This window comes from Phycisphaerales bacterium (assembly GCA_035627955.1).
Taxonomy (GTDB): domain Bacteria; phylum Planctomycetota; class Phycisphaerae; order Phycisphaerales; family UBA1924; genus JAEYTB01.
In genome coordinates, this window is the sequence record DASPKU010000001.1 from 33,984 (window position 1) to 48,353 (window position 14,370).

Annotated in this window: 15 protein-coding genes; 7 read left to right on the forward strand and 8 right to left on the reverse strand. The window is 67.1% G+C overall.

Annotation, left to right across the window (positions count from 1 at the left end; all coding sequences use genetic code 11):
• Window positions 1-178: 178 nt before the first annotated feature.
• Window positions 179-1,150 (reverse strand): MBL fold metallo-hydrolase, encoded by a 972-nt coding sequence (locus VD997_00140; protein ID HYE60377.1) that lies wholly within the window; start codon window positions 1,148-1,150, stop codon window positions 179-181.
• 202 nt (window positions 1,151-1,352) lie between these two features.
• Here VD997_00140 and VD997_00145 point away from each other — a divergent pair, with 202 nt between their 5' ends.
• Together VD997_00145 and VD997_00150 are read left to right on the forward strand one after the other, a co-directional pair.
• Complete coding sequence (locus tag VD997_00145; protein ID HYE60378.1) at window positions 1,353-1,508, forward strand: entericidin A/B family lipoprotein; 156 nt, start codon at window positions 1,353-1,355, stop codon at window positions 1,506-1,508.
• A gap of 70 nt (window positions 1,509-1,578) precedes the next feature.
• A complete protein-coding gene (locus VD997_00150; protein ID HYE60379.1) occupies window positions 1,579-1,737 on the forward strand; it encodes a hypothetical protein in 159 nt (52 codons plus the stop codon).
• A 128-nt stretch (window positions 1,738-1,865) separates the two neighbouring features.
• Here the strand turns inward: VD997_00150 and VD997_00155 are convergent, their stop codons facing one another.
• Window positions 1,866-2,393 (reverse strand): tetratricopeptide repeat protein, encoded by a 528-nt coding sequence (locus VD997_00155; GenBank protein ID HYE60380.1) that lies wholly within the window; start codon window positions 2,391-2,393, stop codon window positions 1,866-1,868.
• Window positions 2,394-2,419: 26 nt separating this feature from the next.
• A complete protein-coding gene (locus VD997_00160; protein HYE60381.1) occupies window positions 2,420-3,136 on the reverse strand; it encodes a PhoU domain-containing protein in 717 nt (238 codons plus the stop codon).
• A 181-nt stretch (window positions 3,137-3,317) separates the two neighbouring features.
• On the opposite strand from VD997_00160, the gene eno reads away from it, so the two are divergent.
• Window positions 3,318-4,616: a phosphopyruvate hydratase gene (eno, locus tag VD997_00165; protein HYE60382.1), complete on the forward strand. Its 1,299-nt coding sequence runs from the start codon at window positions 3,318-3,320 to the stop codon at window positions 4,614-4,616.
• 8 nt (window positions 4,617-4,624) lie between these two features.
• Here eno and VD997_00170 read toward each other — a convergent pair whose 3' ends face one another.
• The 3 genes from VD997_00170 to VD997_00180 all read right to left on the reverse strand — a co-directional run bounded on the left by VD997_00170 (window position 4,625) and on the right by VD997_00180 (window position 7,429).
• Window positions 4,625-5,785, reverse strand: coding sequence for a DUF1275 family protein (locus VD997_00170; protein ID HYE60383.1), 1,161 nt, complete (start codon window positions 5,783-5,785; stop codon window positions 4,625-4,627).
• Between the two features lie 131 nt (window positions 5,786-5,916).
• Complete coding sequence (locus VD997_00175; protein ID HYE60384.1) at window positions 5,917-6,627, reverse strand: hypothetical protein; 711 nt, start codon at window positions 6,625-6,627, stop codon at window positions 5,917-5,919.
• Window positions 6,628-6,733: 106 nt separating this feature from the next.
• Complete coding sequence (locus tag VD997_00180; GenBank protein HYE60385.1) at window positions 6,734-7,429, reverse strand: hypothetical protein; 696 nt, start codon at window positions 7,427-7,429, stop codon at window positions 6,734-6,736.
• 571 nt (window positions 7,430-8,000) lie between these two features.
• Between VD997_00180 and glmS the strand changes: the two genes are divergently transcribed.
• The 4 genes from glmS (at window position 8,001) to VD997_00200 (ending at window position 12,647) form a co-directional block, all read left to right on the forward strand.
• The gene (gene glmS, locus VD997_00185) at window positions 8,001-9,830 is read left to right on the forward strand and encodes a glutamine--fructose-6-phosphate transaminase (isomerizing) (GenBank protein HYE60386.1); all 1,830 of its coding nucleotides are present in this window, start codon (window positions 8,001-8,003) and stop codon (window positions 9,828-9,830) included.
• A 116-nt stretch (window positions 9,831-9,946) separates the two neighbouring features.
• Window positions 9,947-10,597 carry a phosphoribosyltransferase gene (locus VD997_00190; protein ID HYE60387.1) on the forward strand — a complete coding sequence of 217 codons (651 nt, stop codon included), beginning with the start codon at window positions 9,947-9,949 and terminating at the stop codon, window positions 10,595-10,597.
• Window positions 10,598-10,614: 17 nt separating this feature from the next.
• Complete coding sequence (locus VD997_00195) at window positions 10,615-11,955, forward strand: erythromycin esterase family protein (GenBank protein HYE60388.1); 1,341 nt, start codon at window positions 10,615-10,617, stop codon at window positions 11,953-11,955.
• Window positions 11,956-11,975: 20 nt separating this feature from the next.
• The gene (locus VD997_00200; protein ID HYE60389.1) at window positions 11,976-12,647 is read left to right on the forward strand and encodes an alpha/beta family hydrolase; all 672 of its coding nucleotides are present in this window, start codon (window positions 11,976-11,978) and stop codon (window positions 12,645-12,647) included.
• A 9-nt stretch (window positions 12,648-12,656) separates the two neighbouring features.
• On the opposite strand, the gene VD997_00205 is transcribed toward VD997_00200, so the two are convergent.
• Both VD997_00205 and VD997_00210 read right to left on the reverse strand, forming a co-directional pair.
• On the reverse strand, window positions 12,657-13,694 hold the full coding sequence (locus VD997_00205) for a M48 family metallopeptidase (protein HYE60390.1): 1,038 nt from the start codon (window positions 13,692-13,694) through the stop codon (window positions 12,657-12,659).
• A gap of 44 nt (window positions 13,695-13,738) precedes the next feature.
• On the reverse strand, window positions 13,739-14,329 hold the full coding sequence (locus VD997_00210) for a LemA family protein (protein ID HYE60391.1): 591 nt from the start codon (window positions 14,327-14,329) through the stop codon (window positions 13,739-13,741).
• Between the last annotated feature and the right edge of the window lie 41 nt (window positions 14,330-14,370).

Here is a 14,370-nt window from a genome sequence, read left to right on the forward strand (position 1 = left end):
GAGGTGGACATCGCGGTTCAAACTTCAACGTCTGTCGGTCAGTTGGCCTCTTTCGTACGAGGGCTGGAATGCTAGGTTGTGAACCGGGGCTCATTCGGCATGGTCGGCGGGCAGGAGGGGCTCGGGCCAGCTTGCCCAGACTCACAACCCGCTGGCGATGAACAAACGCGCGTCCAGCTCAGGGCTGGTCCTCCACAAGATCGAACCAGCCCTTGTCATTCGGACGGACCCGCCGCACTGGATTTCCTGGTTCGTGGTCCAGTACGAGCAGCCAGTCCCGTGCCGCGGCCTCGGTGAGGAACCAGCGGCGGGTCAGCATGCTGGTGTAGGGCTCGACGTCGTAGGCGAGGTTGTAGGTGGCGCCGACGTGGGCGGCGGTGGGCATGACGTCGGGGGTGAAGACGACGGTACGGCCGTTCGTGTCGGTGAACTTCACGGCCTGCTGGCCCCAAGTGTGGCCGGGCACCAGGAAGACGCTGATGCCGGGGAACCCGGGCAGCTCGCTCTCGCGCTGCTCGATGGTGAGCATGGGCATGGCGTCGCGGTCGGGGGCGAGGCCGGGGGCGAAGGGGCGGGGTGAGTCGATGGTGCGGACCTGGTCGCGGATGGGCTCGAGGTGGTCGACGAAGTACGTGCGGGTCATCACGCTCTTCTGGGCGAGGGCGTCCAGCCATTCGCGTTCCTGCGTGAACACCACGGCATTGGGGAAGGTGCGATTGACGGCGTGGTCAGGGCGGGCGGCGGCCATGCCGGAGGCGGGGCCGGTCCACTCGGGCGTTTCGCCCTCGCGGGTGAGGCGGGTAAGGCCGCCGGCGTGGTCGAAGTGGAGGTGGGAGCAGATGGCCGCGTTGATGGACTCGGGCGCGACGTTGACTTCCGCAAGGGCGTCGCCGATCCAGCGGTCTGACATCGCGAAGAGGTCTTTGGACTTCTGGTCGAGCTTGTTGCCGGTGCCGACCTCGATGATGACACGCTTGCCCCCGCCCTCGAGCAGCAGGCAGTTGTGCTGCACGGTGATGCGGCCCTTCTCGTCCGTAGGCACGCTGCGCGACCAGACCGTGCGCGGGATCAGGCCGAACATCGAGCCGCCGTCAAGCCTGAACTCGCCGGCCCGCAGGAGCCGCCACGAGTACGTCGGTGAACTCTCCATGAAGGCAGGGTAGCGGGTGCGCTGAGGCCCGCGCGATCGCGCCGCTCAGCCGCCCAACCAGCCACCACACTCCGAACCGCAGTTCACCCGGGACTCAGCGGTTCTGTGCTGGATGCATCGTACTGAAAGGGTGACGCCTGCCGGGTCGCGGACCGTGTCCCGAGCCCCGGAACCACGGCAACGACTCACTAGGAGCAGAACCATGAAGAACGTGACCAAGATCCTGGCCCTGCTGGCCCTGGCCCTCACGACCGTCGCGATGACGGCCTGCAACACCACCAAGGGCTTCGGCGAGGACCTGCAGAGCGGCGGCGAGAACCTCTCCGACGAGGCCCGTGACAGCGGCGCCCGCGACTAACCCGAACGCATCCGCGGCCAGCCCGGCGGTGTGTCGTTTGCCGCCGGGCAGCTTGTGAAAGGAGTCACCTATGAAGAAGTACATTGCTCGTCTGATGGCGCTCGCCTGCCTGGTTGGCGCCGCCTGCGTCCTCCCTGCCTGCAACACGACCCGCGGCTTCGGCGACGACGTCGACTCGCTGGGTGAGAACATCGAGGACGCCGCCGAGGACAACGGCGCCCGCGACTGATCCCTCAACACCAGCCCGGGCTCCGGCCCGGATTGGATCTGCACGGAGTACACCCGCCGCGCGAAAGCCCGGCGCCTGTGCTCCGTGTTCTCGTTTTTGGGATGGGCCGATCGAGAGAGCGGTTGCGCTCACTCGGGCTGTTCAGTGAGCTTTGCCAGCAGCGAAGCGGCACGCTCGTTCTGGGGATCGATCTCGAGGGCGAGCCTGAGTTGGACGATGGCGCCTTCCAGATCGCCCGCTTTGTAGAGCGCACGCCCGTACTTGAATGCCCACCCCTCCGGGTCATGATGTGCGGCGGTCTCGATCATGCGCAAGCCCTCGTCTCCTTCGTAAACGCATTGAAGGAACGCTCCGCAGAACCCGACGCCGTCCCAGTTCTCCGGCTCCGCGACTGCGGCGCGTCGGTACCACACCTCGGCCTCATCGAGCTCCCGGTTTTCCCACAGCCGGTTGCCGAGCTTTGCGAGCAGGTACAGGTCATTCGGCGCGAATCGAACCGCGCGGCGGAGAAGCGAGATTTGGTCCGCGATGGCCTCGGGGCACGACTCGTATAGAGCGAATGCCCGCCGATCCAGACGATCCGCCTGCTCGGCCGCGCTGCGTCGGTCGTGCCTGCCAGCGGCCCTCGTGGGCCGCCGGTGCGGAGGACGTTTCACGTTGTCGGGTTGGTGAGTGTCACGCCTCATGTCGCCGCCGGGCGGGGCAGTTGCACCCAGCTCGTCTGCGTGTGCCGCACGATCGCGCCCGTGGTCAGGTAGATCACCTGCTCGGCGATGTTGGTGCAGTGGTCGGCGATCAGCTCGCACATGGTCGCCACCTCGTGCAGGCGGAAGGCGTGCTCCACCGGCATGATCCCGCGGGCGATCTTTTCTTCGGCGTCGCGCAGAATGGCGTCCTTGAAGGCCGTGACGGCGTGCTGGCTCTGGAGCACGATGTTGGCCAGGTGGGGATCGTTACGCATGACCGAGGTGTTGACGTCCCGCAGGATGCCCACGACGCTGTTGGCCATCACGCGGAAGGTGTCGGGGATCGGCATGCGGATCGGCGCGATCGCGATCTGTCGGCCCATGTCCGCGAGGTCGCAGGCGACGTCGGCCACCCGCTCCATCTCGTTGTTCACCTTGGCAATCGTCAGCACCGCCCGCAGCTGGCCGGGGTTGAGCTCGCTGCCCTGACGCGTTGCGTCGGTCAGCATGTCAACGCATGCCCGCTCGATCTGCACATCCGCGGCGTCGATGATGTCGTCCTGGGCGATCACCACGCCCGCCCGCTCGACGTTGCCGGCGAAGATGGTGTCGAAGGCCTGCTCGAGCATGCCCTGCACGCGACGGCCCTGCTCCACAAGGTCGGCCTGAAGCTGAACCGTGCGTTTGATGAACCCTTCGGGTGAGGTCGGCATAGCGGCGTCCGTGATCGCTTGAGAACCAAACGATAGACCCCGACCCGGTGCCGGGAGGGATCGCGGGCCGCTCTTCATCCGGCGCTGCACGGGCCCTGCCCAAGTGGCCCAGGCGCGTGTACGCTTGCCTTCCCGCCGCAGACCGCTCACCGGCCGCGGCTCAACCAATGGGAGGCCGCGCATGTCCTTCGATATTCAGTCCATCTCCGCACGCCAGGTCCTCGATTCCCGCGGCAACCCGACGGTCGAAGTCGATGTGGTGCTCGATTCCGGGTTCCTCGGCCGGGCGGCGGTGCCGTCGGGCGCCTCAACGGGCGAGCACGAGGCGGTTGAGCTGCGGGACGGGGACAAGAAGGTGTACCTGGGCAAGGGCGTGATGAACGCCGTGGAGAACGTGAACGAGAAGATCGCCCCGGAGCTGCTGGGCCACGACGCCCGCGATCAGGAGGCGATCGACTACATGCTGAACCGGCTCGACGGCAGTCCCAACAAGGCGAACCTGGGGGCGAACGGGATTCTGGGTGTGTCGATGGCGGTTGCGAAGGCCGCGGCCCTGGCGAGCGATCTGCCGCTGTTCCGCTACTTGGGCGGGGCAGGCGCAAAGGTGCTGCCGGTGCCGATGCTGAACGTGCTCAACGGCGGGGCGCACGCGGACAACACGGTGGACTTCCAGGAGTTCATGATCCAGCCGTGGGGGTTCAGCAACTTCGGGGACGCGATGCGGGCGGGCGTGGAGATCTACCACACGCTCAAGAAGGTGCTGAAGGACAAGAACCTCTCCACGGCGGTGGGGGATGAGGGCGGCTTCGCGCCCAACCTCAAGGACAACGAGGACGCGCTGAAGCTGCTGGAAGAGGCCACCGCGAAGGCCGGGTACAAGTGGGGCGAGCAGATCTTCGTGGCTTTGGACCCAGCGACGAGCGAGTGCTGGAACCACGCGGAGAAGGCGGGCAAGAAGGGCTACATGCTCTTCAAGAGCACCAAGGACGTGCTCACGACTGACCAGATGATCGACCTATGGACCGGCTGGTGCAAGAAGTACCCGATCCGCTCCATCGAGGATGGGCTGGCCGAGAACGACTGGGAAGGCTGGAAGAAGCTCACCGCGGCCCTGGGGCAGAAGGTGCAGCTCGTTGGCGACGACCTGTTCGTCACCAACAAGAAGTTCCTCCAGCGCGGGCTCAAGGAGAACGCGGCCAACGCCATCCTCGTGAAGGTCAACCAGATCGGCACACTGAGCGAGACCTTCGACGCGGTGAACCTGGCGATGCGGAACCGCTACGCGGCGGTGCTCAGCCACCGCAGCGGCGAGACTGAGGACTCGACCATCGCGGATATCGCCGTGGCGACCAACTGCGGGCAGATCAAGACTGGAGCCCCGTGCCGCAGCGACCGCAACGCGAAGTACAACCAGCTCATCCGCATTGCCGAGCAGCTCGGCGAACAGGCGGAGTACGGGGCCAGCACCTGGTGGCGGTGAGGCAGCCACTACACCCGCGGCCGCACCAGCTCCTCGAGCTCCGATAACCCCCTCGCCACCGCCAGCTCCACATCGGGCACCACCGTGGACTGATCCAGCGCATCCCCCGCGCCCGCATCACGCATCGAGCGATACTGCTCACCGGTGACGCCCGCAACCAGCACCCGCCGCCCGGCCGCGCGCGCCTGCTTCAGCAGCGCCCGAAGCTCCAGGGCGGCGTTGTCGTCGATCACTGTGACATCCGTGAGGTCCAGGATGACCACCCGCTTGTCCAACGGCAGCCGCTCCCACCAGCGCAGCAGGTCGGGCAACCGGTGCACGCCGCCTTTACGGTCGCGGTCCTTGCGCAGGTGGTACAGGGCCAGACCGTACGGGAGACCAAACCCGCCGGAGCCCTCGACGAGTGTTGAGGGCTCGATCTCACAGATCGGCGTGCGTACGTCGTGCCACACGATCCAGAGCAGCAGCAGCACTGGGCCGAACATCGCCCACTCCGGCAGCCGCTCGTACGCGAAGGTCCCCACCCCCGCGCCCACCGCGAATGAGGCCACCACCGAGAACAGCAAAGCCAGGCGGCGCGCGGTCGGGTGCGTGCGCACGCTGTGGACGAGGGCCGTGGCGGGAGCGGGGGGGCTGCTGCGGTTGCGGTCGCGCAGCCAGTACAGGAACTGCACGAGCTCGAGCCCCAGGTCGGTGAATACGCCAGTCATGTGGGTGGTGCGGATCACGCCGCCCGAGATGCGCGTGATGGTCGCGTTCTGGAGGCCCATGGCCGCGGACGCAAGCCCGGTCATCACGTGCAGGCGTGCCCCCGTCTCTACCGACCCCGGCACGTGCGACCGAACCAGCCACGCGAACGCCGCGAGCATCGCGAGCTGGAGCGTGATGGGCAGCACGTAGATCGACTCCCAACCGCGCCGCCGCCCGGTCTCGGTGCACAGGGCCGACAGCACCGCGCCCGCGAAGAACGCCGCTAGCAGGAAGGAGATGAAGGCCGGCCAGCGGCCCTCCGCGAGCCGCTCGCCCCAAAGCGACACTGACCCTGTGACATGGCTCGTCACGGTCGCGCAGGTCAGCAGCGTCATGACGTTGGTGAAACCGGCCACCCACGCCAGGGTGATTGCGAGGCGCGCCTGCTGCGTGAAGGAGTGGGCCTGGGAGACCAGCATCGGTGCCGATCCTATCGGTCACCGGGTCGTGCTTTCAAAACTGGGGCAGGCGGCAAAAAAACACGAGCGTGCCGGGAGGAATCGGCACGCCCGTGTGATCGCGCAGAAGGGGTTTCAGTACGGTGCGCGGCTCAGCGGCGCCGGCGACGGAGGGCAACAAGCCCCAGGCCGGCCAACCCCAGCCCGGCCGTCCCGGGCAGCGGGATGATGACCGTCTGCCCGAAGCCCTGGTCGACGAACGACGCGGAAGCCGTGCCGCCCTCACCTGCGGCGAAGAAACGCACGTTCTTCACGACGTTGATGTGGGTGACGGGCTCGCTCGACACGAAGTCGTGCCCGTACACGTTGGGACCACCCTCGGTGGCCTGCACGTTGCCGGTGCCGATCAGCATGTCGGCGGCGGTGCGCATCGTCTCGTCCACGCGGGCGAACGAGCCGGCGCCGGTCGCGGCGCCGTTGAAGCGCAGCTGGCCGTGCGTGAGGCGGTAGCCCTGGGCCGCGAACTCAGGGGCCACGGTCACCGAGTAGGTGAGCATGAAGCCGCTGGGGTCGAGGTCGCCCGGGGTGAGGTCGTTGAAGGCGCCCGTGAGCCGGAAGCCCACGCCCGTCATCGGGTCGGCGTTCTGGAAGGAGCTGATGAAGATCTGGTTGGCGTTGAACTGGTCCGAGAGGAACGAGTTCTGGGTGAAGGTGAAGATCTTGTCGCCCACGCGGAATGAGTGGCCAAGGACGTTGGCCAGCGTCATGCCGGGTTGGTCGATGTCGATCATCGTCTGGGCGCTCGCTGCGCCCGCCAGAGACAGCGCCATGAGCACTGCGCCGGCAACTGCTTTCCTGTGCATCGATGTTCTCCTGCGTCCGAGTTAGAAGGCCGAGAGCTCGGCTGAGGAACCTGATGGCGGTGGGGGCTTTCCGAGCGAATCGCCCCCGCCCGCCGGGAGTGCTGAGTTAGCGACGGCGACGACGGATCGCCAGGGCGCCCAGGCCCGCCGCCGCGAGAGCGCCGGTGGTGGGCAGCGGGATGACGACCTGGTTGAAGGCCTGGTCGACGAAGGACGCGGCCGCGGTGCCGGTCGGGCCGTTGGCGAAGAACTGCACGTCCTTGACCAGCTTGAGCTTGGTCATGCCCAGCACGCTGGCGAAGGTGTCCTGGTGGTCGGAGGCGCCGCCGCCGATGGCGTAGACCGAGTGGTTGCCCAGGATCTGGTTGTTGACGTTCATCACCGTCTCGTCAACGCGGGCGAAGGAGCCGTTGCCGGTGGCCGAGCCGTTGAAGCGCAGGTCAGCGCCGGAGAACCGCATGCCCTGGGCGATGAACTGGGGCAGGATCTCGACCGTGTACTGCAGGATAAAGTCGGTGCCCACGCCGCCCGGGGCGTCGTTGAAGGCGCCGGTGAGGCGGAAGCCCACGCCCACGTTCGGGTTCGGGGTGCTCAGCGGGGAGATGAAGATCTGGCTGGCGTTGAAGTCCGCCGACTGGAACGCGTTGGCGGGCATGGTGAACAGCTTGTCGCCCACGATGAACTGGCGGCCGATGACCGACGCCAGGGTCGTGTTGGGCTGGCTGATGTCCACCAGCTGGGCCTGGGCCGTAGAGGCGAGCCCTGCGGCCGAAACGAGAACTGCTGCGAGAATCTTCTTCATGGTCGCGATCTCCTGTCCCCGTTTGTGGGGGCGACCCGGTGAATGAGACGGCGCGTGCGGACCGGGCGACGCCTGCGCCGGACGTCCTCCGTAACTTCCCGACTCACCTTTGACGGTGGGGAATGCGGACCACGAAGAGATACATCGTGCTGGTCGAGCCAACAAAAGTTTACCCGGTGACTGGCGCGAACCCGTGCGCAGAAGCCTGTAAACACAGGCCTTTTCGGCGTAGTAAAGGCAAACTATTCTGCCCCTGACCGCGCCTTCAATGAGCGCGTGCTTACACGTAATCACCCGGTTTGTTCATCGCACCCTCCCACCGTCTGTGCCGGATGAGTAAGCAACCCGCCCTTCTCATCGAACCACTGGAGTTCGTTTCATCCACCCGGCCTGAGAAGCGCCGGCGAGACCCACGGGAACCCACTCACCTCGTGCAACCGAACCCTCCAGCTGGCCGATGAGTAGAGGTACGGGCGCACGCCCCAAGTCAAAGCCCGGGTTCTCGGACCACCTACAGTCCGTTCCGACCCGGGCCGCCGCGGTTGGAACGCATCTCCCGGGACCTACAAGCATGTGCGGAATCGTCGCCTACGTCGGCACCAAACCCTGCCAGAACCTCCTCCTTGAGGGCCTCAAGCGCCTCGAGTACCGCGGCTATGACTCCGCCGGGCTGGCCACCATCGACGGCGGCAAGATCAAGGTCGTCAAGACCGTTGGGCGTGTTGCGAACCTTGAGGACAAGCTCGAGGAGATGGGCGGGCTCCCTGGCACCATTGGCATGTGCCACACCCGATGGGCGACCCACGGCGGCGTGACGGACATCAACGCGCACCCCCACACCGACGACAAGTCCGGCATCTGCCTGATCCACAACGGCATCATCGAGAACTACGCCTCCCTCCGCACGCTGCTGGAGGAGAAGGGGCACAAGTTCCGGAGCCAGACCGACACGGAGGTGCTGGCGATGCTCATCGGGGAGCTCTACGAGGGCGACCTCGAGGCGGCGGTGCAGGCGGCCCTCCGCGAGTGCACCGGGGCGTACGGCATCGTGGTGATGTGCGAGAAGGAGCCCGAGACGCTGGTGGCCGCCCGCAAGGGGTCGCCGCTGATGGTGGGGGTGGGAAACGGCGAGTTCATCATCGCGTCGGACGGCTCCGCGATCGTGTCGCACACGTCGCAGGCCTTCAACCTCGATGACTACCAGGTGGTGAAGGTGACGCCGAAGGGGTTCCGCACCTCAACCATTCACAACGTGCCGGTCACGCCCAAGGTCGAGCAGCTCGAGCTCGAGCTCCAGGAGATCGAGCTGGGCGCCTACTCGCACTTCATGCAGAAGGAGATCTTCGAGCAGCCCAAGGCGCTGCGGAACTGCTTCCGTGGGCGGTTCAACCCTGCTGATGGCAAGGTCGTCCTTGGTGGGCTGTCAAACCTCTCCAAGGAGCTGACCAAGGCGCGCCGCATCGTGCTGACGGCGCAGGGCACGGCCCTGCACGCCGCGATGATCGGCGAGTACCTGCTCGAGGACCTTGCCAAAATCCCGTCCGTCGCCGAGTACGCGAGCGAGTTCCGCTACCGCAACCCGATCATCGAGGACGGCACGGTGGTCGTCGCCGTCAGCCAGTCGGGCGAGACCGCCGACACGCTGGCTGCGCTGCATGAAGCCCGCGACCGGGGGGCGCTGGCTCTCGGCGTGATCAACGTGGTGGGCTCGTCCATTTCGCGTGAGACCGACGCGGGCGTGTACCTGCGTGTGGGCCCGGAGATCGGCGTCGCTTCCACCAAGGCCTTCACAGGGCAGGTGGCCGTGCTCACGATGATCACGTTGTTCATGGCCCGCCGCCGCTTCATGTCGCCGGACCAGTGCGGGGAGTACCTCCGCGCCCTCGACAGCATCCCCGAGAAGATCGAGCGTGTGCTGGCGCAGGACGAGAAGGTGAAGCGCGTCACAGAGAAGTACTGCGAGCGAGAGAACTGGCTGTTCCTGGGGCGCGGGTACAACTACCCAACCGCCCTCGAGGGCGCCCTCAAGCTCAAGGAGATCAGCTACATCCACGCCGAGGGCATGCCCGCCGCGGAGATGAAGCACGGCCCTATCGCCCTCATCAACGACGGGATGCCGGCGGTGTTCATCGCCAACCGAGGTCGCCAGTACGACAAGGTGATGTCCAACATCCAGGAGGTCCGCGCTCGGGGCGGGCACGTGATTGCCGTCGCCACTGAGGGCGACGAGCAGATCAAGAAGTACGCGGAGGACGTCCTCTACGTCCCCGACATCCCCGAGCCGCTCAGCCCCATGCTGACGGTCATCCCGCTCCAGCTCATGGCCTACCACGCGGCGGTCATCCGCGGGCACGACGTGGACAAGCCGCGGAACCTGGCGAAGAGCGTGACGGTGGAGTGACGCCGGGGCTGAACGGCGGGCCCATGCCGTCGATGTTCCCAAGCCGGTGAGGGTCGCTCATGACCGCCTCACCGAAGTCGTATGGGCAATCAGCGCCCGCGCGCCATCAATGCAGCATGGCCCTGCCCTTCGTCAACCGCGAGGACGCCGGCCGCCAGCTCGCGGCCGCGCTCGTCGCCTACGGCAATGACCCTGACTTGATCGTGCTTGGGCTGCCTCGCGGCGGCGTGGTGGTTGCATTCGAGGTGGCCGGGGCCTTGCACGCGCCCTTGGATGTGTTCGTCGTCCGCAAACTCGGGGTCCCAGGTTTTGAGGAGCTGGCCTTCGGGGCGATCGCCAGTGGCGGGCAGATCGTGCTGAACCAAGACGTCATGGCCGATGCCGGGCTGACCCACTCAGCCATGCAGCGGGTCATCGAGCTCGAGACGGCCGAGCTGGAGCGGCGCGAGCGGCTGTTCCACTCAACCGGAGTGCAGGTCCAGGACAAGATCGTGATCCTCGTCGACGACGGCCTGGCGACCGGCGCAACAATGCGCGTTGGCATTCAGGCGCTGCGGCAGATGCAGCCACGTCGCATCGTGGCCGCGGTGCCGGTGGGCGCTCCCGACATCGTTCGGTCCATCGGGAAAGAGGCCGACGAGATTGTGTGCGTGGAGACGCCGACGCCCTTCGGCGGCGTCGGCCGCTGGTACGACGACTTCTCGCAGACCACCGACACGCAGGTCCGCCACCTGCTCGAGCGTGCCCACGCCGGGCACGCGCACTGATTGGAGGAGGAAGCCGCATGGTCGCACTCGGAGGAACGGCATGGGACGTGGTAGGCGCAGTCAAGCGCGAGCTGGTCGAGCTCGATGGCGAGCACGACCTTGGCCCTATCCCGGAGTGGATCGGCAATGCCCGCATCGTCCTCATGGGCGAGGCAACGCACGGCACGCAGGAGTTCTACGCGTACAGGGCCGCGCTCTCGAAGCACCTGATCACGCGCCACGGGTTCAACGCCTTCGCGGTCGAGGCGGACTGGCCGGACGCGTACCGCGTCAACCGTTTTATCCGCGGCGCCAGCAGCGATCAGCATGCGATCGATGCTCTGGGCGACTTCAGGCGGTTCCCGATGTGGATGTGGCGCAACGACCAGGTGCTCGACCTGATCGGCTGGCTCCGCGAGCACAACGATGAACTGCCGCCGCAGCGGCGCGTCGGCTTCTACGGCCTGGACCTCTACAGCCTGCACGCCTCCATGAACGCGGTAGTGCGGTACCTCGAGTCGATCGACCCTGACGCGGCCAAACGTGCCCGCCAGCGGTACGCCTGCTTCGACCAGTTTGGCGAGGAGCCCTCCAACTACGGGCGCGGCACGCTCTTCGGGGCGGGCGAGAAGTGCGACCAGGAGGTCGTGGCGCAGCTGATGGAGCTCCGCGAAGACGCGGCGAAGCTGATCCATAGGGACGGCCCGGCCGCGGAGGATGAGCTGTTCTTCGCCCAGCAGAACGCCCTCGTCGCCGCCAACGCCGAGCGGTACTACCGCGTCATGTTCTCGGGGCGTGTGTCTTCCTGGAACCTGCGCGATCAGCACATGGCGCAAACCCTCGACGCGCTCGTCTCCCACCTCTCCCGGCGCGGCGAGCGGGCCAAGGTCATCGTATGGGCGCACAACTCGCACCTCGGCGACGCCCGCGCGACCGAGATGGGTGAGGACGGCGAGCTCAACCTCGGCCAGCTTGCACGTCAGCGGTACGGCGATCAGTGCTTCGCCTTGGGCTTCAGCACGTACGACGGCACGGTCACCGCCGCGCACGAGTGGGACGGACCGCACCTCCGCAGGCACGTGCGGCCCGGGCTGCCGGGCAGCTATGAGGACGCGTTCCATCAAACCGGCACGCGTCACTTCGCGCTGCGGCTCCAGGGCGATGAGTCCCGCGCCGAGCTCCGCCATCGTCTGCTGCAGCGCGCCATCGGCGTCATCTATAAGCCCGAGACCGAGCGTCGCAGCCACTACTTCCACGCCGTGCTCGCCGACCAGTTCGACGCGGTGGTGCACCTGGACCACACGCGGGCGCTCGAGCCCCTGGATCAGGTCAGCGAGTGGGAGCACGCCGAGGCCGAGACCTACCCCACCGGCCTGTAAACCTCAAGAAGGATGACGCCATGGTCGCACGCACCTCACGTTCCGCTCTCCGGCCAGACCCGGTGCAGGTACCCGCGGGTGTGATCGTGCTGGAGGGCGACCTCGCGGTCCCGCCCGGGGCCCACGGCGTTGTCCTCTTTGCCCACGGCAGCGGCAGCGGGCGTCACTCGCCCCGCAACCGTGCGGTGGCGACGGCCCTGAACGACCGCGGGTTTGCCACGCTGCTCCTCGACCTGCTCACGCAGCAGGAAGAGGTGGTCGACGACCGTACCGCGCACATCCGCTTCGACATCCCGCTGCTGGCGGGGCGCCTTGCTTACGCGGCCGAGTGGCTGGGGACCCAGATGACAACACGGACGCTGCCGCTGGGGCTGTTCGGCGCCAGCACGGGCGCTGGCGCGGCCCTCATCACGGCGGCACAGAAGCCCGACATGGTGAAGGCGGTCGTCTCCCGCGGCGGCCGGCCCGACCTCGCGCATGAGCACCTGCCGCGGGTGAAGTGTCCGACGCTCCTGATCATCGGCGGGCGCGATGAGCCGGTGATTGAGCTCAACGAGCAGGCCCGCGCCCAGATGACCGCGCCGGTCACAATGGAGATCGTCGCGGGTGCGACCCACCTGTTCGAGGAGCCCGGCACGCTCGAGAAGGTCGCCGAGCTCGCGGCCAACTGGTTCGACCAGTGGTTGCGGTGAGATGCGTCCTTAGCGTGCCAGCGCCATCAGCCGCGCGATCCGCTCTTGTATCGGCGGGTGCGAGGCGAACATCGAGTCAAGCCGCTGGTGCGCTTCGCGCATTTTGCGGAGCGGGTTGACGATGAAGAGGTGGGCCGTGCCACGGTTCGCCTTCTCGATCAGCGGCTCATTATCGTCAGCGAGCTTCGCCAGGGCCGACGCCAGCCCCTCCGGGTTCCGCGTCAGTTCCACCGCTCCTGCGTCGGCCAGGTACTCGCGCTCGCGCGAGTAGGCCATCTGCACCATCCGGGCCACGATCGGCGCGACGATGGACAGGATGATCGCGAGGATCAGCAGCACCAGCACGATCGCCCCGCCGCCGTCCTTCCCGCCCCGCCGCCCGCCCCGCCCCGGGCGGGTGTGCCGGAGGATGCGCCAGAACGCGTCCGCCGCGAACACGATGAGCCCGACCATGGTCGCCATCAGCATGGCGAAGCGAATGTCCAGGTGCCGCACGTGGGCCATCTCGTGTGCGATCACGCCCTGGAGCTCCTCGCGGTTGAGCCGGGCCCGCAGGCCCGAGGTAATCGCCACCGCGGCGTGCTGCGGGTCGCGCCCGGTCGCGAAGGCGTTCAGCGCCGTCTCCTCGATGATGAACACCCGCGGCATCGGCAGTCCGGCGGCGATCGCCATCTCCTCCACGACGTTGTACAGCTCGAGGTCCTCTTCGGGCGTGATGGGCCGCGCCCCCGACATCGACAGGATCGCCGAGGCTCCGCCGAACCAGGACCACGCCATGACCACCAGCGCGGCCCCCAGGCCGGCGACGCCGCCCATGACCGCCGAGGGCACAAGCTGCTCGGGTGCCGAGGCCCCGCCGTACGCCACCACCGCGGCCACGATCACGCACCCCATGAGCATCGCCAGGATGACCATGAAGATCATCAGCAGCGTGGAGGACCGCTTGTTTTTCGCGATCAGGTCGAGGTACGTGAGCGTCCCGGGGTACGCGCGGACCCGCTCCCGCATCTGCGGCTGCGCGGCGATCGCCTCCAGCGGCCTCGCCATAGGACCTATAGGACCTCTGGGACCTATACGACCTACGTCTTCACTCATGTGAACGACACCTTCGGCGCCTCACGCTCCACCGCGGCGGTGGTGTTGAAGTAGTCCTTCTTCTGGAAGTTGAACGCGCCGGCGATGAGGGCCGTGGGGAAGCTCTGGCGGGCCTCCTCGTAGCGTGCCACGGTGTCGTTGTAGTGCTGGCGCGAGAAGCCGATGCGGTTCTCCGTGCTCGTCAGCTCCTCCTGCAGCTTGCCGAAGTTGGCGTTGGCCTTGAGGTCGGGGTAGGCCTCGCTGATGGCCAGCAGCCGGCCCAGCGTCGCGCCCAGCATCCCCTCGGCCTCGGCCCGCTGGGCGACGCTCGCGCTCCCCCCCGCCAGGCTCACGGCCTGGTTGCGGGCCTGGATCACCGCTTCCAGCGTCCCCCGCTCGTGCCCGGCGTAGCCCTTTACTGTCTCCACGAGGTTGGGGATCAGGTCGTACCGCCGCTTGAGCTGCACGTCGATCTGCGACCAGGCGTTCTCCGTGTCGATCCGCTTGCGGACCAGCGCGTTGTACATCCCCATCACGATCAGCACCAGCACCACGAAGATGCCGGCGACCACCAGCCCGACGAGCAGCCCACTGCTGATTCCACCCATGGCGATTGTCTCCTGGCGCTGGCTGTGCACGCCGCGCCCTG